Source organism: Duncaniella dubosii, assembly GCF_004803915.1.
GTDB lineage: Bacteria > Bacteroidota > Bacteroidia > Bacteroidales > Muribaculaceae > Duncaniella > Duncaniella dubosii.
Window position 1 is genome coordinate 2,086,733 of record NZ_CP039396.1, and the last position, 22,056, is coordinate 2,108,788.

Sequence of the window (22,056 nt, forward strand, 5' to 3'; positions counted from 1 at the left end):
ATATGAACAGACTGATATTTATACTGCTTTTGTGGGCTGCAATGACAGCATTTGCAAAAGATTATGTCAAGGATGCGGAGCCGGCTATCCTTGAAGTGCATTATACTCGTATTGAAGTTACCGATACGACAAAGCGTAATTCTCATTTCTTTAAGGATCCAGTAATGCTCAGAATCGGGAAAAACAAATCCGTTTTTTGCGGGACAAAGAGATTATGGCAGGATTCAATTATGGAATGTGACCTCGCGACTTTCTGGGCCATGGATCAGGCAAAAACCATGAGTGGCAAGCGCGATGATACACAATTGGCTTGTGGTCATTATTGGGGTTATATCTATAAGAATATTCCTAATGGCAAAGTTACTGAACGTTGTTATTTCGATATGGAGCATTGGCAATATTCAGAAGATTGGGATAAACCCGAATGGGCAATAGGAAACAGCACAAAGACCATATTGGGTTACGAATGTGTTGAAGCAACCACTGATTATCGTGGGCGAAAATGGACTGCCTGGTTCGCACCGGAGATTCCAATTCAGGAAGGTCCGTGGAAACTCTGTGGTTTGCCGGGGTTGATTCTTGAAGCACACGACGCCAATAATGAATATATTTTTGAAGCCAACGGCCTTGTGCAGAATCCCAATTCAGAAGTCGGGATTTTCACTTATGATGATAAAACAGGCTACACTACAGTGAACCGCGACAAGTTTTTCAACAACTGGTGGAAATACTCAAACTCAAATTTTGCGGCGAAAATACAAGCAGCCTATGGAGTTGGTTCAACCCCGACCAATGAGAAACAAATCGTCCATCACGACAAAGAGGAAACCAACTATCCTCACGACCTATGAACCGACTGCTATTCATAATCGCATTTGCATTGGCTGCGCTGAACGGTGTTGCACAGGTCAATGTGTCGGGTGTGGTCGTGGAGGAAGGTACAAATGAGCCGCTAACAGGAGCTTCTGTGATTCTACGCACTGCCGAGGGGAAAATAAAGAAGTATGCCACTTCTGATGCCAACGGCAAGTTTACAATCTCCACTTCTAAAATCAAGGGTTACACTCTCGATGTGTCGATGATGAGTTTTGCAAAGCAGACTGTAAAACTTGACAGCGTTCAGTTGCCAGTTACAATCGTCATGGAGGCTTCGGCAACAATGCTTAAAGAGGTTGCGGTGAAAGCCGACCGCATCCGTGAGCAAGGGGATACCATCACATACAATGTCGGGACTTTTGCACAAGCACAAGACCGGAGTATCGGCGATGTGCTGAAACGTATGCCAGGTATTGATGTGTCGAACTCCGGCAAAATCCAGTATCAGGGCGAGGACATCAACAAGTTCTACATAGAGGGTTCCGACCTGTTGGGTGGCAAATACGGAATAGCAACCAACGGAATAAATCATGATGATGTCGGCGCGGTCGAGGTTATGGAAAACCATCAGCCGATGCAGGTGCTGTCTGGTATCAGTTTTTCCGATAAGGCTGCCATCAACCTAAAACTGAAGAACAAGGCGAAAGCCACATGGACTTTCCACGGCGACGCCGGAGGCGGTTACTCCTGGCAACCGGAGGGCGCGGTGTGGGACGGCGAACTATTCGCAATGGCAGTTATGCCCGGATTCCAGAACATCACCACATTCAAGACCAACAATATAGGCGAAGACCTTTCGGCGAGTGCCACTGATTTCTTCGCAGCACGCCGAGCGACAGGACTGAGCCAATATGTAAGCGTTTCGCTCCCCGGAGTGCCAAACCTTAGCCGCAAACGCACGCTGTTCAATCGCTCGGCTTTGGTTTCAACAAACTCCCTGTGGAAAGTTAAAAATGGGGAGTTCAAGGCACAGGTTGATTACTCGTTCAACCGAGTCACGGCTCAGGCCGCTAATATAACAACATACTTTCTTGAAAGTGACGACCGTGTGATCACCGAAAACCGTGACGGCCGCGACCGCTCCCACACTCTCTCCGGCAAGTTCATCTATGAGGTCAATCAAAAAACAACATTCATCAACAACACCCTCTCTACAAACATTGACTGGGACGATGTGAGGCTCGGAGTGACCGGTTCGCTGCCAAATGAACAGTCGGCAAAATTGCCGGATTACTATGTCGCCAACAAATTCAAGATGATCAAACGGTTCAACGGCAAACACCTCATCACGTTCCAGAGCAACAACGAATGGGAGTCACTGCCGCAGACGCTCAATGTTTCATTGGACGGTAGTACCCTTAGCCAGCACATCGGCGACCATGCTTTCTATACCCATGAGAGTGCCGCCTACGCTTTCTCGATAAAAGGCATAACAGTCAGCCTTGAAGGTGGAGTGAAAGGATATTTACGTTCACTTAATACCGAATTACCTGATATGCCTACCGAGCTGCCTGGCACAACGGAGAATGTACTCAACACAAACTATTTCACCGTTTATGCCACCCCGAAGTTTGAATATTGGGTGAAGCGGGTGAATTTCACTCTCAACGCCCCGGTCAGCTTCGCGCATTACACCTTTGACAAGGCTCTCGCCAACCGCTCGGAAGTATATTTCTCCCCATCGCTCAGCATGAACTGGAAACCGAACAACCGCTTTTCTATGACGTTGCGAGGAGGTACCGGTCGCTCTCCTATGAATCTCAACATGATTCAGCCCGGCTACATCATGACCAACTACCGCACATTCAAGCAAGGCGTAGATGATTTCTACAACTCAACATCGCAGAATGTATCGGCAAGTTTCGCCTACAAGCACACTCGTCGCGGAGTGTTCGCCAACGCTATGGTAATGCAGTCGTGGTCGCATCTGCCGTACACAATGGCGCAACAGCTCTACGGCGATTATATCGTCTATTCTTATACCGATGCCAAAAGTGACGGACAAAATCTGTTGGCTATGGGCAGCGTTGGTAAGACTCTCGACTTTATGCGCGGATCTGCAAACGTCAACGGCTCATTCAACCGTGGCGAGTCGCATCTCTTCTCCGAAAGCAATGCCGTTAATTCGATAAGTCTCGGCTGGAGTGTAGGAGCAAAAATCAATGGCGCGCCGCTCCGTTGGCTCAGTTTTGATTATCACATAGACTTCTCCAACAGCCAACTCCGGATGAACGGAGTCAAGAACTCATGGCTCAGTGGTATGGAAAACTCCTTGCTCATCAACATTATGCCTCACTCCAAATGGGAATGGCGCATAATGGGCGAGCACTACCGTAACGAACTCACCGAGGGTAAATATAAAAATGTGTTCCTGCTCGACACAAAGTTGGTTTATAAACTCAACAAGCGCATCGAACTCTCTGCGATGCTCAACAACATCTTCAACCAACGCACATACAATTACACAACCTACAGTCAGCTCTCCTCCTTCGAGTCGCAACGGTGGCTCCGCGGACGCGAACTGCTGTTCACAATCTCTTTAAGGAAATGAAAAAGTTAATCACCCTCTCCGTAATGTGCCTTGTGGCGATAGCTGCCGTCGCAAAGGAATATGCACAGGAGCAACCGGACTCCATCAAAACGCAGGAGTTGAAGGAGGTTGTGGTAAACGCCTCGTACTTGACACGTGAGGATGATCATATCTCCGCCATTCCTACAAAGGAACAGCGGAAACATGCTGTCAGCGGTTATGATCTGCTGCGTAATTTGATGATTCCGGGTATTTCGGTTAACCGAACAACGGGGAGCGTTACAACATCTGCCGGCACTGCAACACTCTATATTGATGGACGTGAGGTGGATTTCCGTGAGGTGCAGTCTTTGAGACCGAAGGATATTGCCCGTGTGGAATATTTCGACATTCCGACAGGCAAATACGCCAAAGACGCAGCCGCAATAAATTTCGTGTTGAGAACTCTCAACAACGGCGGTTATACACAGTTGGATGCCATGCAGGGCCTGGGGTATCTGAACGGTGACTACAATCTGATTTCAAAATATGTTGTCGGCAACAAGAGCATAAACCTTTGGGCCGGATATTCACTTGAAAATCCTAAATCCACGCTTGATGAAACCGAATCATTTAATTTTGAGGACGGTATATTGAACAGAAATAATACCTATTCCAATGTCGGTAACCGTGATTCAGAAGAATATGTGCAGGCTTCCATAAGCAACAGAGGGAATAAATATATCTGGATGCTCCGGGGAGGCATAGCATGGACTGACAGCAGAAATGATGTCGGCAATGGAATAGTCAATTATTGGCTGACAGATGCAGCTTTCAACGATGGTGACGTTGTAAATCTCCATAGTAAAAACAAGACCATGCGGCCGAGCCTGTATTTCTTTGGAATGCACACATTTTCAGAAAACAAGAGACTTGATTATGTGGCGGACGGATATTATTCCAGAAATGACTTTAACAGGCAATATAAAGATAATGATGCCTTATACAAGTCTCTGGTTAAAGAAGATTACTGGTACACAAAGTTGAACGCCAACTATTCATGGACTCTCAGTCACCGTAATAGCCTTGTTTTCACATTCTATGAGTTCCTGAGAGTAAGTGATTCTGATTATTCCGGGACTGCGGCATACAATCAGAATCTCCGTTCTTCTGAAACTATCCTGTTTGTTGACTACTCCCAGCGTTTGGGGCGGTTCTTCTATGACATCAATCCCGGCTTGTCGTTCCTCACATACCGGCTGAAAGGTATGAAGTCGATTAACCACCTCACACCACGTCTTCAAGCAAGAGCGGCATATATGATTGATCGTAAGCAACAGTTGCAATTCGCTTTTGCGTTGGGTAACACATATCCAAGAATCAACACCATAAACAATGTTGAGCAGCAGATTGACCCAATAATCATTCTGAAAGGAAATCCAGACATGGATAACTCCATATTGCTCAGCCCACGCTTGAGTTATAATCTGAACCTTAATAAAATCGCGTTGCAAGCCGGTGTGTCGTATTTCTATCAGAATCATTCCATTATCTCCGACTATTACATCAGGGAGGGCAATCTGATAAGTACATTCCGCGATGATTGTATCTACCATAAGCCGGGAGCGGATTTGTCTTTGACATACAAGCCATCCAACGCCCTCAATATAAATATCTCCGGACAATGGAGCGAGCAACTGGCACGAGGAGGAGTTCAACACCGCAACCTGTCGGTATTCACCGGAAGCGCAACTGTAAATTACTATGTCGGGGACTTCTCTTTTGGTGCATGGGTGTCAACGCCAACAAGAGATTTGGTTGACAGCCAGATACGGAGAAAGACCTACTGGCAGTATCAACTTTCGGCGATGTGGACTCACGACCATTGGGCGATAGAAGCCAACGCCAATAATCTATTCCTCATGCACAACCGCATCATAGATGAATTGAACACTCCCTCATACTCATATAAACAGACTAACTGGAATCGACAATATAATCAATACGCCACCCTTAAAGTGGCATATACTATTGATTATGGTAAGAAGACTTCAAAATCTCCCTCTTACGAACACAACGATTCTGAAAGTGCAATCTTGAAATAAAAACAGCAAATCATACTATATTCGGCTCCTGGCACGATGTCGGGAGCCGTTTTCAATAAACCATCATAGCCGTTATAAGTCATAACATTATAAACATAAGAAAAATAGCAGATGAGAAAGACTATGTTCCGATATACCGATATTAATGGCGTGATTATGTTGCCATTTATCTTACTGTTTAGTCTGGTGTCCTCTTGTGGTAACAAACACTCGTACTCTATATATCAATTTGACAATGGCGATGATTATTTTTGTGAGGGATTGCAGAGGATAGTCAACAAGGACGGCAAAATCGGATTTGCCGACAGCCTCGGCAATGTGGCGATAGAACCTCGTTTTGCTTTCGCCTTTCCTTTTGAGGATGGCTATGCCAAAGTTACAGATGAAGGTAAATCAGAGCCGGTTGGTGAATACAGGACATGGGTAAGTGATTCATGGTATTATATCGACCACGATGGGAATACACATCCTGAAATATTTGATTTGCAAGGAACGGTTTTCGACTCCACAGACGGAACACCGTTAAATCAGGCGATTGTGAAAGACCTCACTAATCACGGAGCTACAATATCTAAAGAAGATGGTTCTTTCTCAATACGTGTAAATGACGGGGATAGTATAAATATCGGTTTTGTAGGCTATTATCCACAGACTATAAAGGTTGCGTCCTCAGATTCTGTCTATTGGCACATAGCCATGAAGGAAACTGCACCTATAATCGAGCCAATGCTTCAGAAAAGTTATTCAACGACACCGGGTGTCACGATGACAGTTCTGAATACCGATGGCGTGACATTACCGATAGACTCCCTGAATGTTGTCTGGCGTAACAATACCAATTCGACAGTTCTTTTCGGAGAATGGTTTGAGATTCAAGGAAAAGAAAACGATCAGTGGAAAAGACTTCCAATAGATAAAAAATATATGGAAGAAGGAGCTTGCCTCACTGTATTCACTGCGATTGCCTATATTTTGGAAACAAAGTCCCAACGTGAAGATATAGTAAAACCGTGGTTTTATGGTAAAAATCTTAACCGGGGCGTATATCGGTTAGTCAAGACATTTCACTTTGACAATTCGGAGAGACAAGACACTGCTTTCGTGGAATTTGAGATAAGATAAAGCACAATATATCCAGTGATTTATCACCGTTTGACTGCGAGGAAGTATAATAATCCGATAAAGCATGACGCTACAATGGTTTTCCAAAGAGGCGGCTTTTGGAGGGGGGACGAGCAAAAGCCGCCCCGCGCCTCTCGGCATGGGGTGGCTTGCTCAAACATAGGTGCTTGTCGCTTTATGCAACAGCTTCTTCGCAGTACCTTTCTTCTTCGGTAAGTATCGCCTCGGCTTCTTCTTCCGTTGGTTCGTATTGGATAGCCTCGGTCTCTGCCTCGGAAATGTCGGGAGTGGCTTCTTCCGTGGAGGGTTCAGCTTCCTGCATAGGTTCTTCTTGGGGCGCGTTCTCGGCTTCCGGTGCAACCTCGGTCTCTACCTCGGTGGTGTCGGGAGTGGCTTCTGCCGTAGTGGGTTCTGCCTCCGGCATAGGTTCTTCTTCGGGTGCGTTCTCGGCTTCCGGCTCAGTTGCTTCGGGTTCGGTATCTTTGGCGAGTAGAGCCTTGCGTTCCTCGATACGTTGGTGTCGCTTCTCGTAAATCTCGTTATACTCGGCTTCGATGTTGGCGAGTTCTTCCGGCATGTGCTTCTTGGCGAAAGAAAGCAGGAGGTCGGCAATGGCGTTGTCACGATACGCACCCTTGAAATTGTCAATTAGAAAATCCCTGCGGATTATCGCCTTTGTCTTGGCGTTGAGATTGGCGATGATTGTCATTTTCTCGCTGTCGTTGAGAACATATTGAGACTTGCGGTCGGTCAGTCCGACGGCTTCGTAATGCTCTTTGCGGAGCGATGAGAGCAGGAAGAAATATATCATCTTGTCCTCGTCCTGCGAGAATTTAGTTTCGGTGATGTCGGCTTCGAGGATTTTCTTCTTCGTGTCCTCGATTGTACGCTCCACGGCTATCTCCTTGTTGCGTTTGTCCTTTGCCTCCAACTTGGCGATTTCGGCTTTCGGATTGTTGCAGTCCTCACTCGGCTTGGCAGGGGTAGCCATATATCCGAGCGTCACATCATTTCGCCCGATTGTGATGTATAGTGTGATTTCTCCTGCCTCGGCTTTTGCTGTGAGTTCGGCACACTTTTCCCTATGCGCCTCCACTTTGCCCTCGTATGCCTTTACTGCCTCGGCATATTCTTCCTCGGTGTCGAAGCGGTCGGATTGGGGTGCGATAGGTTCAAAGGGGTAAGGTGTCAGATAGCCACCGAGTTTTTCGATGTCATAGCCCATTTCAGTCAGCAGTGCGTTCACCCTCTCGTTGCGGTCATACTCCGAGTGGCAGAAATTGGCGGTGGGATGTTCGTTCAGCATATCAACCGCCTTGTCGGTGAGATAGCCGATGTGCTTCTCACGAAGACAAGAGGGATTGGAGCAGTTGCCCTCACAGCCGTCCTCGCAGAACAGCAGAAGATTTATGGTGTTGAAAGGGCATGAGGCACACGCCGATTTGTCGAAGCGGTAACGGCTTAGGTCGGTTGTGTAGTTCTTTTCTATGAGCCGAGCCACATTGGAGGCGTTCATACCACGCCAATTATTGCAGGTCACTCCGTCTTTGAGGTGGGAGTTGTAAACATCGGTCTGTATGTCAACTCCGTAACGGCTTATCTCGGTTGCCACTGCCACCGTGATTTCCTCGGTGTCAATCAGCCGTGCGATTTCGGGTATGAGGGTTGTGAGTTTTATTCGGGTGCGGATATAGGTCTCGCTCTTGCCTATCTGCGTGGCGAGTGTGGCATAGTCGTAGCGTCCGCTGTCGATTGCAGCCTTTAACGTCTCGGCTTCTTCCATAGGCGTGATGTCCTGGCGGTGCAGGTTCTCCGCAATAGCATTTTGTTCGGCTTCATCATCGGAAAGGTCGGTATAGACTGTTGCCTTGATGTCCTCTTTCCCTGCGATGAGGGAGGCGCGGTATCTTCGCTCGCCATACACGATTTCGTAGCGGTCAGTGCCGGCGATTGGTCGTACACCTATCGCGTGGAGAATACCTTGACGGCTGATAGAGTCAGCGAGTTCGGTGAGGCTCTGCTCGTCGAAATTCTTACGGGGTTGTAGTTGCTCGGCTGAATGAGAGCGAGGGAGATTGTGGCTTCCTGTACGTTTGCGGTGTTGGTCTGAATTGCTGTTGCTTCCATAATTTGAGGGTTTTAGATGTTTGAGTTTTTTTGTTTTTTTCCCTTTTGTTTGAAGCCTTGTGGCTTCTCGCGTCCGGGGGATTTTTTCGATACAATCAAGACGGAGGGCACAGGGGGCGCAAGGCAAGTGTGGCAAGTGAAAAAATACGGAATACCCGATTTGGCACAAATCGTGGAAGGCTGCCGGATTTTTTCATGCAGCCAAGCCGGAGGCGGTCGCTTGCCGGCGTCACCGCCCGCCGTTACTTCGTAGCGAAAAACCAACGGACGCAGAAGCCGCAAGTAATCAAAGATAAGTTGCCGCCTCCAGTACCTTTTTATTCATAAATCATCATCTGTCAGGATATAACGGCGATTTTTATACGTGCTAACCACCCTAATGTCAAATATTCTTATTAACTTTGCGATAGGCTCTTATGCCGATCCGACAGCAATGCCTCCCGACCGAGCAAAAATAATTGGCATCTACCGTCATCGCCTCTCCACCGACGGCGATGGTGTGACCTCGCTTGTCGCTTTCAGCAGACTTACAGTAATATTCATTATCGTAATTGTGCTATTCGCGGGATGCACATACCGCAGTGATTCGATTGTCGATAATGGGGTTTGGCTTCCGATTGAAAATGGAGAATCAGTAGGAAGCTATACGAACCTTGAAGGGCATATTTATTGGGGGACCGCGGTAGGTGATTTTAGCTGTGATGAAATTGATGTTGATTTAGCGTCTTTCCGTGTTTGTAGCGAAACTGAATATGCAAAAGACAAACGCCACGTCTATTATCCACAGCGCATTATCTGTTATGATGGAATAGACGAAAATGGCAATGGATTTGGAGGCACTTATGCTGAAGAAATGATACTCAAAGGTGCAAATCCCAACCATTTCAGATATTTGGGAAATGGTTATGCTGTTGCAGGCAATAGAATGTACTTAAATGGAGAAACAATCGAGTGGAAAGATAGCATAGTGCATCATTATAACGGTGACTTAGGCAATAGTGATGAGACGCTGATTGATAGTATTGAAGCTGTTTATCCCAAAGTGTGGGTTTGGGACTATGACAGTCTGAGGGAAAATTCCTCACATATAAATACTGTATATCCAATCGCTCCCGATTCGTTAATTTATCTTCGCCGTTATTATGAGAGTGGTAAAATGCTTTCTGAAGGTTGGTGCCTGCAAGATTGGAATAGAGAAACATTTGTAACCGACTATATTGGAGAATGGAAATACTTTGACAGTGATGGTAACTGTTATCATAAATTCTGGAATTATACAAAAACGGCAGATTGATTTATGAAGCAGATTGACATGAGATATTTATTTCTGTATGGTTTCGTGGCAATTATGTTGTCATATATAGTTGGTTGCAAAACCGATAAAACTACCGACAGCAAAACCATAGAAGTTGTAGAAGTAGTAGATTCTATACAATCCATACCATGTGGTCGTGTGATAGAGGATACAGTCGTTGGGCACTGGACGCTGATAACTACCATTGCGCCAAATGATGCCCGTATAAAAATAGGTGAAAATACATTTGGTGATTCATCTGTCTTTGTAACCCTCTCATACGATAACTGTCCCGTCTTCATAAATAAAGAGATTCGCACAAAAGATCTAATGGGACAGGAAGGCGAGTATCAAATGTATTGGGGAGGCGGACTGCATTGGTATTCCGACTCTACAATATATCTCACTTTCGGTTGTTTTCTGCCTGATACCGATGACGGTTGGCCTTTGCTGTATCAAATCCGCAAAAACGGAACATACGATATAATCACTGAAGATTATGCTCTTGGAATTGACGGATATGACATAGTATCCGGTTTTATGACACTATATTTCAGTGAACGAGCCGCCGGAGTTGCTGTTAGGGATATGAAAACATTATTTGACCGATACTGCAACGAGGGGTGTGCGACTAAACTTCTGAATGGAGATATTGAAATAGCTTATGCAGATACCGCTTTTCGCAATGCTGTAAAAACTATGGCTATAACATGGAAAACGGAAGATGGCTCAGATAATACATCCCCAAAAAGATTCTATGTAAGATGGAAGCCTAATCCAAATGATGAGAACGTGACAGATGAAGCCATAATGGTTGTCGATTATTCAAAGAACAAAATTTCCAAAATCGAAATGGTGGGCCGGGAAATAATATGACAAAAGTGCCGATAAATAATCGATATATAGCAAAAGAATCGCTGACGTCTCCACTGTTGGTAACGGTGATGTTTGGCGTGTCTTTATACGTTTCTATCTATACACCTAAATTTTGGTGCATATTTGGTGCGGTCTTTTTCGGTTTGGGTGTGGCTGTATATGCCTATAAATATATCCGCTATGGTAGAACCACGCTAATAATTGACAGCGAGGGAATAACAATAAAGGACTGGGGCAAGACCAAAACATATAATTGGTGGTGGGATATAGTGAGCGTCTATACCAGTTGGAACGTATCTTATTTTGCTCGTTTCGTGGAAAGATGGCTAAGAATCAAAACTTCGGTAAATGGTGAACAGTTTGAGTTCCACGACATTTGCCTATCCGATCTGTATTGCCGAAGCAAAAGTGTTCGTAAGGCGATTGAAAAATATGCAGGGCCGTCTCGTTTCGATTATGAGGCTTCACAAGAAACAAAAAGTTATGTGTCAAAGATAGTGCTGGCATCGATTGTTGCTGTTATCGTAATATTCATTTGCATAACTTGTTTTTCAGAGTGATTATGAAGACTTGGCAGAAGATAGTTGGCTTGATAATATTTATCTCAATATTTATCTATGGAACATTGACGTGGATTAACGCCTATGTGGATGCAAGTATATTATTTAACCATACAATATAGACATAATAGAGGAATGATACTATATGTATATAGATGGTTTGTCCACTCTGATGTGGATAACCTACTTTTTATCCCTTGTCCTGTTCATTATTCTCTGGCGGAAAGGAGGTAAACGATGAAATTTAATTGCGACAAAATTCCTAATTTCAAACAATTATATCTGATATTTACACTTTGCAATATCTTTTTGTTCGTTTATATTGCGGTGTGTGCTATCGTAGATTCATTTCACTTATGGCCTTGGGTGATTTGATGTCTATTTGGATGATTATTGTCTTATTGATACCTTCAGGAATTGTATTAAGAATAAATTATTTTATAAGTCGAAATAAAGACACACTTAAATACCAGTTTCTACTGAGTTGCTTATTCATCATATATAGTCCTTTTTATTCATTCAGGGTACTGAAAAAAGATTGGATTAAATAGTAGAACTCCCCATGCTCACGCACAGGGAGTCCCGGTTTTTGACAGCAAAGAAATTGTCCTATCGAGGGCTGATTATTCAGCCTTGTTGTTGGCGGCTTCCAGCGAGAGTTTGCGAAAGCGTTTGAGCAGCGGCTCCAGTTCGAGGGAAGCGCGACGTGCACGGAGTCCGGCGGCCTTGTTGCCTTTGTCGAGCTGAGAGCAGGCGTCTTTCAGGAAAGATGCAGTGAGCGTGTCGATCTGATCAAGTAGTTCTTTCATCGTTGTATTCAGTTTAGGGATTTATAAAAGAGGTATTTCAAAAGAGTTTACGACGCACTGAGCGTCACGATCAAGTATAAACCAGTATTCCGAGCGGTAGGGAGAGCCGCTTTCCGACAGAGCCTCATACTCTATCTTCACTTTCCAGCCGGAGAATGGCTTGCGTGGAGCGTCAGGAGTCTCGAAGCCCACCATAGAGCGTAGAGCGGACATCGCCGACATCTGGCGGCCGACAAGCTCGGAAACGGCGTTGTCCTCAAAATCGAGGTTCTGAAGCCCGTCTGTCCGGGACATGACCTGTTCGTTGACTTTCATCATCGACATGGCTATCGCCATTTTCTCGTCGTTGTTGATGTAGTTGCGGCCGAACACGCTGTCAGGCTTGCTGACCGCTATGACCTTTACCGATTCCGGATTATCCACCGAGGCCATCAATGCTTTCTCCGCCACCGACTGCGCCCGTTTCGACGGCTGGCCGAAGTAGTGGAACGCACAACCTATGCCGCCCCACACAGCCACACAACTTATGAGCAGTATGGCAAGTTTCATTCCCGGCTTCATACCTTGATGACCTTTAGTTTGTCGGGTGACAAGCCGAGTTTGCGGCGATAAACAGAGCCGTTCTCGCCGAACATCTCAACCTCGTGGGATGTGACACCATCGGCGCATATCTCGCGCACTTCATCGAGCGTCATGAGGTGCCCGGCAATATTTCGCCATATCACGAAGTCGCAGGGGCTTCCCTCCTGCCGGTAGTTCGAGCAGTTGAACGCCTTTGCGCCCACGCGGATCTCGCCGCCGCAACGGGGGCAGCGTGCCACCACCGACTCCATATTGATAGAGCCGTCAGCCGCCATGACAAGCACGGTCGGAAAAGTCTTCCACTCCTTTGTGGCGAAGCCGTCGAGCAGTATGCTACGCTTCTCCAGCAGTTCCGCGACCTCGGCATCCGCCATCTTGCGGTTGCCGATAACACCGTTGATGAAGAGTCCGCACTTGCCGTCCTCCCCGGTGTTGTTCTCACAGCGGTAGCCCTTGCAGGTCTTCACCACATTGCCGCCGCACACAGGGCAACGGCCGATAATCTTTGTTTCTGTATCCATGTAAAAAATGTTGTTGATAGTTCGTTTATCTGTATTTTATCGTGTTCCACTCCCACACAAGGGTCTCCGCGATAGCCTTTCCCGACATCACCGAGGCCCAGCCGTCGGGGTCGAGCGAGAACCACAGGTCGTTCCATGAGAGAGTGCGTATCTGCCACGCCAGCAGCCACAGGTCGGTGTTGATTGTCTCCAGACGTGTCACCACCTCGTTTGCCACATAGTACCGCTCGGCAGAGTTGAGCAGGTTGACCTTGTGCTTCTCTTTTTTGCCATCAGAACCTGTGACAGTGTAGCTACCCGACGTGACAAGCTGTTGCATGAAGGGATAGAGAGCCGCCATCTGCGTGGCCGCGTCAGTCAGCTCATCGGACACCAGCACCGCTATGGCCGTGCCTTTAAGATGCCCCGGTACCGATTTACGCAACAGATCACAGTTCTTGGGTATCTCCGTAAGCACCAGTTCACCGGCACGCTTTATCTGGTAGAGATTCTGCATGGCACCCTGGGCGTTGGAAAGATACTCAAGCATCTTGTTCTCCACGGAGTGAACGCGGTCGAGGGCTACTGTCACGGCGGCTTCAGCCGCAATGATCTTCTCCTGGGTTGACTTACGCTTCTTGTGGATATTGTTAAGCTCCACAGTCTGCGCTATCACCGCCGCCGTGAGCGTCGGGTCGGTCTGTTGCGCCATCATGTCCGCTCCAGGAATGACAAGGAGGGATAGTGCGAGCAGGGCTGTTTTCGGTTTGATAGTCTTCATCGGTCAGTCATATTTTTAAGCCGGAAGCGCGTTGCTCGGCGAGGTTATCGTCACGGTCATGTTTGGTAGGGAGTATCTTGATTGATGAGCGTTTACCCAACAGGCAGTCGTTCCAGTCCTTGAAGTCCTTAGGAGGCTGCCACTGCCCCATGCGGTAACGCACGGAGATATGCGGCTCAAACTGAGTGTAGGCGGAGCGGTCGGGTGACACCGGAAAACTCTTGCCTTTGGCCTCCACCATCAAGCCCTCCGGTGTCTTGGTGATTTTGAGTGGAATGTCCTCGACAAGAGCCATGAGGCGGAGTCCGTTGATGCGTCCGGCAAGGTCGTTGTCGAAGCAGTCGTAGGCACGGGCGTTTGGAAAACGCTCCATCACGCCCAGTACCTGACGGTCGGAGAACGTGCCGCCGAGGGAGACAAGGGCGATATCCTCGCCTAACCGGGGCCGGTTCAGCTGGAAAAAAGCCATAGCGTCAAAGGCGGATTCACAAAAGAACACATGACGCACGAGACCGTTGTTGCCGTGCGACAGGTCGGCCACCCACGCCGCCGTGGAGGAATTGGTGCCGGCGGCCTTTGACTTGTAACCGCTCACGCCGCGGATCTCATATCCCACAGTCTTGTCACTCCCGGCTTCCGTGTAGGGGAAGCCAATATTGTAGCCGTTGAAATTCTCGTTGCGTCTGTCAGACACAAGGGAAATGAACGGGGCGAGAGCCTTGACCGTATCTGCCGACAGTCCGCGCTGTGCGAACAGCCGGGGGATATTGGCCGCGTCCAGTTCCTTGACACGGTAGCGCGAAGGGTCGAACACCTGAGGCGCGGATGCCGAGCGTACATAATCCCTGTCGCGGTCATAATCCGGCTCCGGCATATTGGCGAACTGCGCCATCACTTTCGCTATCTTCTGCCATTCGGTAAGCCCGATAACATTGAAAGATGAAAGATTCTCGCGTATGAACGACACCACGTCGCCCTTTGAGCCGTCACGCCGGAAGAAAGTCTGCGAAGCCTTGTCGCGGCGGTTGCTGACGATGATTGTGTCGCGCTTGTCGCGTCCCTCGCCCAGCACAAGCTCGATGTACCGGCCCACACCTGCCTTGCGGTCGAGGCGGTAGCCGAGCGAATAGGCGACATCATCAATACCAACACGCGATTTAAGTTCTTTGAACTTAACTTTATAGTCAGCCGGTGCCATAGCTTCAGACGATTGAGAGTGACTTGGAGGCGCGGCGGTCGATGCCTGCAATCTCCGATTCATAATTCTTGCGTATCGCGCTTCCGAGGAATATGTCTTTCTCGCGTTGGTCGGTGAGCTGGAAATACATTCTCGCGGTTGAACGCTCGATAGGCTTCACACCGAGATCGACACCGTTGTATGAGGCACGCAGGGCGAAGTCGCCGGAGCGGGTCTTGATTATGGCAGCGTTCCTGAACGGGCATATCTCGTCCTCCAAAGGAGCCATCAGAGGGTCGTTCTTCGCCAGATAAGGCTGTTCGCCGAGCGATATGCGCTGTGCGTCCACACGGTCGAGTATCATTTCCGAAGCCTTGTTGACATCGGCCATCACCGACACGATGAACTTCGGCTCCTGCCGGAGCGCGCCTATCCATGAATCGAGGTAGGCCGCCGAGTTGTCGGTGACTTTTGAGTCGAAGCCCATAGAGTGGCTTATCATGGCCGCTGTAAGCTCGGCCACCAGTTCCTCTTTCGCATATTTCGGGTCGCCGAACTTCGCGCCCGCCTCACGGTTGAGCCTTTCGGGTGTCATGGTGGAGTGCGTCATTTCGTGTAGCATGGTCGAGTAGAACTCCATGCCGTCGCGGTATATGTCCTCCGGAGTCGCGCCCTTGTTGAACTGCTGCTTCATGGGAAGCACCACAATATCACGCGAGGGGGAATAATACGCGCCGCTCTCCTTGCGGTCGGCCTGTATGGGGCAGAGCCATGTCTGCTCGGCAACCATGCGGTCGAGTGCCCCGTGGGCGTACATACCCTGTGTGTCACGCATTTCAGGCACCTTGAAGCGGTCGAGTAGTTTCTGCACCCTCTCAGGCTGTGCCTCACGGAAATTGGTCTGGTCGATGTTGTAAACCGGGAACGCCTTGACAAAGGGTATCACGTCAAGATTTTTACGCTCGTCACGGCTCATGGCTCGGTACTCGTCGGAGGATATTCTCTTGCCGTCCTTGTCTCGCACCATCATGTCCCAGTATATCACCGGAAAGGCTTTCTCTCCTTTGAGGACATGGGCCTTGAAGTTGTGTGCCTGCTTGAATGTGAGGAACACTGGAAGCTCGTAGCCTTGCGCCGCAGTGTGCAACTGGAGAAAGAAGGAGTTTGAGCCGGAGTAGTTGCGCCCCATGATGTTCTGGGGCAGGCCGGCGGAGGAGGCTCCGCCAATCCAGCCCTTCTCCCAGTCCGAGCCCTTCATCTTCTCCATACGCTCGATCATCATCTGGGCGAAGCGGTCGAGAGCCTGCTGGCCTGAACTGTTGGACGCGCCGTTAGTTCCAGATGCCATAATCCTCGTCATCTATCAGCTGACGCTCCATCATGTCAATCTCGGTCTCGTCGTAGTAGAACTCGGCGGATTCTTCAGAGGGTTCGATGCCATGAAGCTCGCACCATTCGAGGTAGGACTCCGCATTATCGCTTTCAAGCATGAAGCGGAGGAAGCCTATTGTACCGTCCTGAAGGAGCTGCACAAGTTCGTCATATTCTAATTTTGCCATAGTGGTATTCTTTTAAGTGTTGTGGGGAAACGGTTTTACATTTTCATGGAGGCTGATTTCTCCATAGATAGCGGAGCGGCGAGTTTGGTGCTTATCTCCTCAGTGAGATATTTTGCGGCTATCTGCTCGCGTGTGGCGGTCTTCGTCTTGAAAAGCGAATAGCCGTCGTCGAAGGACAGCTCCTGACGGGAAGTGCGTCCACGTCCGTCGCCGAGGTCGGCCGACACCTTCCACTTTCCATCTTCCTTGTCCTTTGCGACACGGATACCCTTGGGGTCGATGCCCTCCGGGAGCCTGAACTGCTCGTAGTGGGATTGCAGGTGCAGACGGTCGCCGAAGTTGCGCTCCACAAGCTGTCCGGGAGTTGCCACGCGGTCGAAGTATGCGTTCAGGTCCTCGCGTGAGGCAGTTGTTGACATCTTCTTGTCTCCCACCTGTGCGTAGAACTTATACTTGCCGTAGTCGGCGCGGGTCTCGTCGGTCTCCTTATAGACATTGAACTTGTCTATGGTCAGGTTTCCGCCGGGTCCGGGCAGCACATTTGCCACTTGATAGGCTACATCCGGCACCCTCGGCATAAGTTTCGTGGGATAGTAGCGTTCCATTAGCTGCGGCACGGTGAGTTCCTTCTCCTTATAGGCGACGAGGTCAGCCGGATCCATCTTCTGAGGCTTCAGTTGTTCGCCGTTGATCTTGGCGGTGAAATACCAGTCCTCCGGGTTGGTCTTGCTCTGGTATGCGTGGCCGTGTGTCACCTTGTCGCCGTTGACCGTCACCATCTGAGGCTCACGGGGCTTGCGCTCGGCGGCTTCGCCCTGGGTGGCGGATTGGGATTCTGATTTTTTCTCTTTCGGGGTCGTTTCATCGACCGCGCTCTTTGTGGTCTTTACAAGCTCCTCCTGGGGAGTCTTCTCTTTCTTTTTTCTTGGCATATCGGTATTATCTATGGGGTTATGTGCTTCTTGTTTGCTATTCAGTTTTGTTTCATACACATCTATTTCATCGTTGATAATTATATGTTTACCGCTCTTGACAAGCATGAACAGATAATCTTCCATAAGCTCAGGAGCAAAATGGTTAGTATCAAGGTTCAGTATTTTCTTGCCGACCTCAATATCTTGCCCGAACAGTTCATAGCCTTTTTCTGTATCGAATAGTATGATAGAATCGGGATGTATTGCTTTCAATCTGTTGTACTCGGTTGACATCCGTTCCATCTTTGTCTTTTGTGAGATCATTCAATCATCTCTTTAGTCCGGATTTCCGTTCCTCTTTCTGCGTGGGGTCGAGGCTGATGGCACGTTCCTTAGAATCATTCTCGACAACTTTCTGATATTCCCAGCGGTTCTTGTCGGTCATTACCAGTCCGAGATATTCGGGGTGCTGCTCGTCATAGCGGAGTTTCTGCTGTCGCTCCCATTCCTTGAGGTCGCCTTTTACGACCTTGAAGCCCTGAGGCTCTTTGAGGTCTATGCCGACCGATACCTTTTCGCCGCCTACCGACAGTTCCACCGGCTTGCCTTCGCGTGCCTGCTGTTTCTGCTGGGAGCCAAGCTCGATGTCGTTGACCTTTTCCATGTCCTTCAACTTCTGCTCAATCTGCACCTCGGTTATGCGGCGGTGGATGATTGACTTCGTTTCCGGGTCGAGCTGGAGATACTGCTGAGTCTTCTCGCCGTTGATGTCGATGGCTTTCTGCAACACGTCGCCACGGCGCAGTGCGTCAAGTTCCTGTTGCGACAGGCGAAGCTCGTTGTTTCTGTCAACCGACAGTTCACGCTGCACGGGATATGCGATCAGCGTGGGATTGCCGTCTTTATCAGCGGCGAGCTGGAGTTTGAGGGGTAATGAGATAACCATGCCATTCCCGGCCGGTAACGTGACCTCCATAAGAGGTGTCACTTCTCCGTTAATCAGCTTCTCCTTTACCTCCTGTGGCAATTTCTCAACCTTTTCACGGTCGAGCCCGAGTTTTGCCAACTGCTCGAAAGGTAACTGATTTGAAAAATTTGTGTCCGAATTGTTCATGCGGTTTATTATTGGGGGTTAATTTCGTGGTGTCAACCACTTGCCGATGACAAAATTATTTTACAAGAATTTCGTACATGAGCACTTTGGACACATTTCTCATTACAGTAGCCATGATTGCAGTTCCCTCTGTGTCAATGGCTCAGTTTCATACAATCACAAAAGAGACACCGATTGAGGCTCCTCCAGCCGTAGTGAATACCAAAGAACCTGAAAACGTGGGATATACAGAGAGTAGAGAATTGGCTATGACAGTGAAATATCCTGACTCTATACAAATTGCATTTCGCAATGCTGGCATGGTGAGAAAATCATGTGAGGAAGTAGCTGCCGCTGATAATTTGCCCCCTCTCACCATTAAAAATCTGATTGCCGAGATTGAAAAGAACGGCATAAAATATCCGAAGATAGTATTGGCACAGGCAATACTTGAAACAGGCTGGTTCAAATCCCCGGTCTGCCGCAACAAGCACAATCTTTTCGGGCTTACCAATCCACGCACAGGCAAATACTATGAGTTCAACCACTGGACTGAATCGGTCAAAGCATATTACACAAAAGTACAATATAGATATAAGGGCGGAAATTATCTGCTATGGTTGAAAAAGATTGGCTATGCCGAAGATCCGGGCTATATCCGTGCAGTGATAAGGGTGCTCCGTCAGCTTTGAATGAACCAAGTTTGCAATAATTACGTTAAAATTTAACTGAATATAATGTTTTAATCGGCAATAGCTTGTGTAAATGGATATATTTTGCTATCTTTGCCGTGAATAACAAACGGAATAAGCCATGCTACTACGATTCGCAGCAGAAAATGTCATGTCGTTTAAGAACGCGGTTGAGTTCAACACTTTCCCGTCAAGCAAGAGCCATAGCCACGAATGGCACAAAATGGACTGTGGTTATGTGACCGCATTGCGTATGAGTGCCATATATGGAGCAAACGGTGCGGGCAAAAGCAACCTACTCAAATGTATCGCCTTGCTCAAATCATTGGTCGGGGCCGAGAAGATGGGCGAGGCGGATATTGCCGAAGATCTCTATTTCAAACTTGATGAGAACGGAAAGAATACTCCGTCTGAACTTGCTGTCGAGTTCTTTACCGAGGGCAAGATATTCTATTATCATCTGCGTTTCAACCGTCAGGAAGTATTTGAGGAGGAATTGCTTCTCAGTCAGAAAAGTAAAGACATAAGGATATTCAGCCGTAAGGATAATGACATAAATGTTTCCGGCGATTATTTGCGTCCCGGTGGCAAGGATGATTTCATCGAGGTCTTTATGAACGCGATGAACAGGATTGTGCGTCCGGATATGCTCGCCCTGTCATTCTTCGGTAAGTATTACCCCGAAGAATTACCGGCTGTAAAGGAGGCATACGACTGGATCAGACGATTGCAGGTTGTACTGCCAACTATGCGGATAGGCTATCTTCCCCATGTGCTTGACGGAGACAGTGAGTTTGCGGAACTCGTAAATTCAATCATGCCGGAACTTAAAACGGGCATAACCAAACTTGGTGTCCGCAAAGAGATTCTGAATGAGGATGAAGTGCGTGGCAACACTACCATGACAAAGGCTATCAACGCCGCTAAAGAGCATCCAGGCACACCACAGATGCTTATGGAGACGCATAACAATGAGATTTCAAACATCGTTGTCGAGGATGGCGTGCCTTATATAAAGACACTTATTGCCGTACACACCAATTATAATGGTGATGATGTGGAGATGAAAATGGATATGGAGTCTGACGGCACACGTAGGCTTATAGAATATATGCCTCTGCTTTATGCCATTCTCAAACGTGACAATGTGTTCGTTGTAGATGAGATAGAAAGGAGCATACATCCAATAATGATAAAGACTCTCATGAGTAAAATATCGGAGAACCGTGATGCCAAAGGTCAGATAATATTCACCACACATGAGAGTTGTCTGCTTGACCAATCCATTTTCCGCCCCGATGAGATATGGTTCGCTCAGAAGGATGTTGACCAGTCAACACAGCTTTATCCGTTGAGCGACTATAATATCCACAAGACCGCGAACATCGAGAACGGTTATCTCAATGGCCGCTATGGAGGCATACCGTTCCTGTCTAACCTTTCTGATCTGAAATGGTGATATGATTACACGCAGGAAAGATTACAGCAAGAGTGAGCCGACCAAAGATGCCAGCAAGATCTATATAGTCTGTGAGGGGAAAGGCTCTGAGCCTGACTATTTCGGCTTTTTTGAAGGATTGTCCTCCAATCTTGAATTGATTGTCATACCTCCTGAAGAAGGCACAGACCCCTTGAAACTGATGGAGCTTGCCGAGCGTATCTTGCTTGGCGATACAAGAAAACATACGATTGACTATCTCCAACAAGATAAAATATGGTTTGCGATAGACACTGATTCATGGGAGAAAGAGGGTAAGATAGCACCTCTCAGAAACTTCTGCAGGGCTATGAACGCGCGGATAACTGAGAAATACAGCGAGGCTAAACCGTATGAGGCATGGAATGTCGCGCAAAGTAACCCCTGCTTTGAAGTATGGCTATATTACCATCACTATGCAGACAGGCCGGATAGAGAAGATGTTGAAAAACAACCATCTGTCAAGGCGTATGTCAATAAACAAATCGCAGGTGGATTTGATTATCAACGAGACCCGGCACGTCTCCAGGATGCAATAGACAACTCCGAGAAAAATTATACTCAGCAAGACAACGGCAACCCCGATTGGTTCGCCACTGAACAATTCCTTTTAGGGAAAGAGATTATGGGCTTTGTAAAGACCGAAGTCCGTAAACTCCGCAACAAGCTGGGATAAGATAAATAAACAAATATATGGGATTTTTCAGATTTTTTATCATGTTGTGGGTAGCAATCGCCTTTACAACCTGTTCTGCCAATAATAAATCGGCAAATGGCAAGCATATTATTACTGACTCGGCAGGCTTGCAAGGTGATAGTCACATCACCTCTGCTTGCAAAATTATATTGGAGTATACACCGGCACCACAGATAGCTCGACCCTTATAATAGACAGGAACACCGATTCAAGTCTAAACTTATGGCTCCACTGCATATTTTGTCATTGGCAGCGATTTGACATATCCTGAAGTCAGGGCCATTATATCTCGACCATCTATGATTG

At 47.7% G+C, this 22,056-nt stretch carries 19 protein-coding genes and 1 pseudogene; 10 read left to right on the top strand and 10 right to left on the bottom strand.

Features of this window, described 5'->3' with window-relative positions; translation table 11 throughout:
* Positions 1-2: 2 nt before the first annotated feature.
* The 4 genes from E7747_RS09095 to E7747_RS16575 all read left to right on the top strand — a co-directional run bounded on the left by E7747_RS09095 (position 3) and on the right by E7747_RS16575 (position 6,612).
* The gene (locus tag E7747_RS09095) at positions 3-851 is read left to right on the top strand and encodes a GLPGLI family protein (RefSeq protein WP_123398931.1); all 849 of its coding nucleotides are present in this window, start codon (positions 3-5) and stop codon (positions 849-851) included.
* Positions 848-3,427: a TonB-dependent receptor gene (locus tag E7747_RS09100; RefSeq protein WP_123398932.1), complete on the top strand. Its 2,580-nt coding sequence runs from the start codon at positions 848-850 to the stop codon at positions 3,425-3,427. The genes E7747_RS09095 and E7747_RS09100 overlap by 4 nt, the downstream gene beginning before the upstream one ends.
* Entirely contained in the window at positions 3,424-5,490 is a 2,067-nt protein-coding gene (locus tag E7747_RS09105; protein WP_136415551.1) for a TonB-dependent receptor plug domain-containing protein, read from the top strand. Before E7747_RS09100 ends, E7747_RS09105 begins: the two co-directional genes overlap by 4 nt.
* Positions 5,491-5,601: 111 nt before the next feature.
* The gene (locus tag E7747_RS16575) at positions 5,602-6,612 is read left to right on the top strand and encodes a WG repeat-containing protein (RefSeq protein ID WP_160631949.1); all 1,011 of its coding nucleotides are present in this window, start codon (positions 5,602-5,604) and stop codon (positions 6,610-6,612) included.
* A 175-nt stretch (positions 6,613-6,787) separates the two neighbouring features.
* Here E7747_RS16575 and E7747_RS09115 read toward each other — a convergent pair.
* A pseudogene (locus E7747_RS09115) lies at positions 6,788-8,739 on the bottom strand (ParB/RepB/Spo0J family partition protein).
* Between the two features lie 379 nt (positions 8,740-9,118).
* Between E7747_RS09115 and E7747_RS09120 the strand changes: the two are divergent.
* The 3 genes from E7747_RS09120 to E7747_RS09130 are packed head-to-tail and all read left to right on the top strand — an operon-like array spanning position 9,119 to position 11,469.
* Positions 9,119-10,033, top strand: a complete 915-nt coding sequence (locus E7747_RS09120; RefSeq protein ID WP_123398935.1) for a DKNYY domain-containing protein — start codon at positions 9,119-9,121, stop codon at positions 10,031-10,033.
* A gap of 3 nt (positions 10,034-10,036) precedes the next feature.
* A complete protein-coding gene (locus tag E7747_RS09125; protein ID WP_123398936.1) occupies positions 10,037-10,909 on the top strand; it encodes a hypothetical protein in 873 nt (290 codons plus the stop codon).
* Entirely contained in the window at positions 10,906-11,469 is a 564-nt protein-coding gene (locus E7747_RS09130) for a hypothetical protein (protein ID WP_123398937.1), read from the top strand. Before E7747_RS09125 ends, E7747_RS09130 begins: the two co-directional genes overlap by 4 nt.
* A gap of 623 nt (positions 11,470-12,092) precedes the next feature.
* Here the strand turns inward: E7747_RS09130 and E7747_RS09135 are convergent.
* Genes E7747_RS09135 through E7747_RS09175 form a run of 9 tightly spaced genes read right to left on the bottom strand, consistent with a single transcriptional unit; the run spans position 12,093 to position 18,905 of the window.
* Complete coding sequence (locus E7747_RS09135; protein ID WP_123398938.1) at positions 12,093-12,278, bottom strand: histone H1; 186 nt, start codon at positions 12,276-12,278, stop codon at positions 12,093-12,095.
* A gap of 21 nt (positions 12,279-12,299) precedes the next feature.
* Entirely contained in the window at positions 12,300-12,839 is a 540-nt protein-coding gene (locus E7747_RS09140) for a hypothetical protein (RefSeq protein WP_136415553.1), read from the bottom strand.
* Positions 12,836-13,381 (bottom strand): topoisomerase C-terminal repeat-containing protein, encoded by a 546-nt coding sequence (locus E7747_RS09145; RefSeq protein WP_123397121.1) that lies wholly within the window; start codon positions 13,379-13,381, stop codon positions 12,836-12,838. The genes E7747_RS09140 and E7747_RS09145 overlap by 4 nt, the downstream gene beginning before the upstream one ends.
* Before the next feature lie 25 nt (positions 13,382-13,406).
* On the bottom strand, positions 13,407-14,141 hold the full coding sequence (locus tag E7747_RS09150; protein ID WP_123398940.1) for a hypothetical protein: 735 nt from the start codon (positions 14,139-14,141) through the stop codon (positions 13,407-13,409).
* Between the two features lie 7 nt (positions 14,142-14,148).
* Positions 14,149-15,339 (bottom strand): toprim domain-containing protein, encoded by a 1,191-nt coding sequence (locus E7747_RS09155; protein WP_123398941.1) that lies wholly within the window; start codon positions 15,337-15,339, stop codon positions 14,149-14,151.
* Positions 15,340-15,343: 4 nt separating this feature from the next.
* Positions 15,344-16,666 carry an ArdC family protein gene (locus tag E7747_RS09160; protein WP_123398942.1) on the bottom strand — a complete coding sequence of 441 codons (1,323 nt, stop codon included), beginning with the start codon at positions 16,664-16,666 and terminating at the stop codon, positions 15,344-15,346.
* The gene (locus tag E7747_RS09165; RefSeq protein WP_123398943.1) at positions 16,650-16,877 is read right to left on the bottom strand and encodes a hypothetical protein; all 228 of its coding nucleotides are present in this window, start codon (positions 16,875-16,877) and stop codon (positions 16,650-16,652) included. The genes E7747_RS09160 and E7747_RS09165 overlap by 17 nt, the downstream gene beginning before the upstream one ends.
* Before the next feature lie 35 nt (positions 16,878-16,912).
* Positions 16,913-18,094 carry a MutS N-terminal domain-containing protein gene (locus tag E7747_RS09170; protein ID WP_228449122.1) on the bottom strand — a complete coding sequence of 394 codons (1,182 nt, stop codon included), beginning with the start codon at positions 18,092-18,094 and terminating at the stop codon, positions 16,913-16,915.
* 25 nt (positions 18,095-18,119) lie between these two features.
* Positions 18,120-18,905: a DUF4099 domain-containing protein gene (locus tag E7747_RS09175; protein WP_123398945.1), complete on the bottom strand. Its 786-nt coding sequence runs from the start codon at positions 18,903-18,905 to the stop codon at positions 18,120-18,122.
* 77 nt (positions 18,906-18,982) lie between these two features.
* Between E7747_RS09175 and E7747_RS09180 the strand changes: the two genes are divergently transcribed.
* The 3 genes from E7747_RS09180 to E7747_RS09190 all read left to right on the top strand — a co-directional run bounded on the left by E7747_RS09180 (position 18,983) and on the right by E7747_RS09190 (position 21,729).
* Complete coding sequence (locus E7747_RS09180) at positions 18,983-19,576, top strand: glucosaminidase domain-containing protein (RefSeq protein WP_228449123.1); 594 nt, start codon at positions 18,983-18,985, stop codon at positions 19,574-19,576.
* A gap of 121 nt (positions 19,577-19,697) precedes the next feature.
* A complete protein-coding gene (locus E7747_RS09185; RefSeq protein ID WP_123398946.1) occupies positions 19,698-21,035 on the top strand; it encodes an AAA family ATPase in 1,338 nt (445 codons plus the stop codon).
* 1 nt (position 21,036) lies between these two features.
* Entirely contained in the window at positions 21,037-21,729 is a 693-nt protein-coding gene (locus E7747_RS09190) for an RloB family protein (protein WP_123398947.1), read from the top strand.
* Positions 21,730-22,056 lie beyond the last annotated feature (327 nt).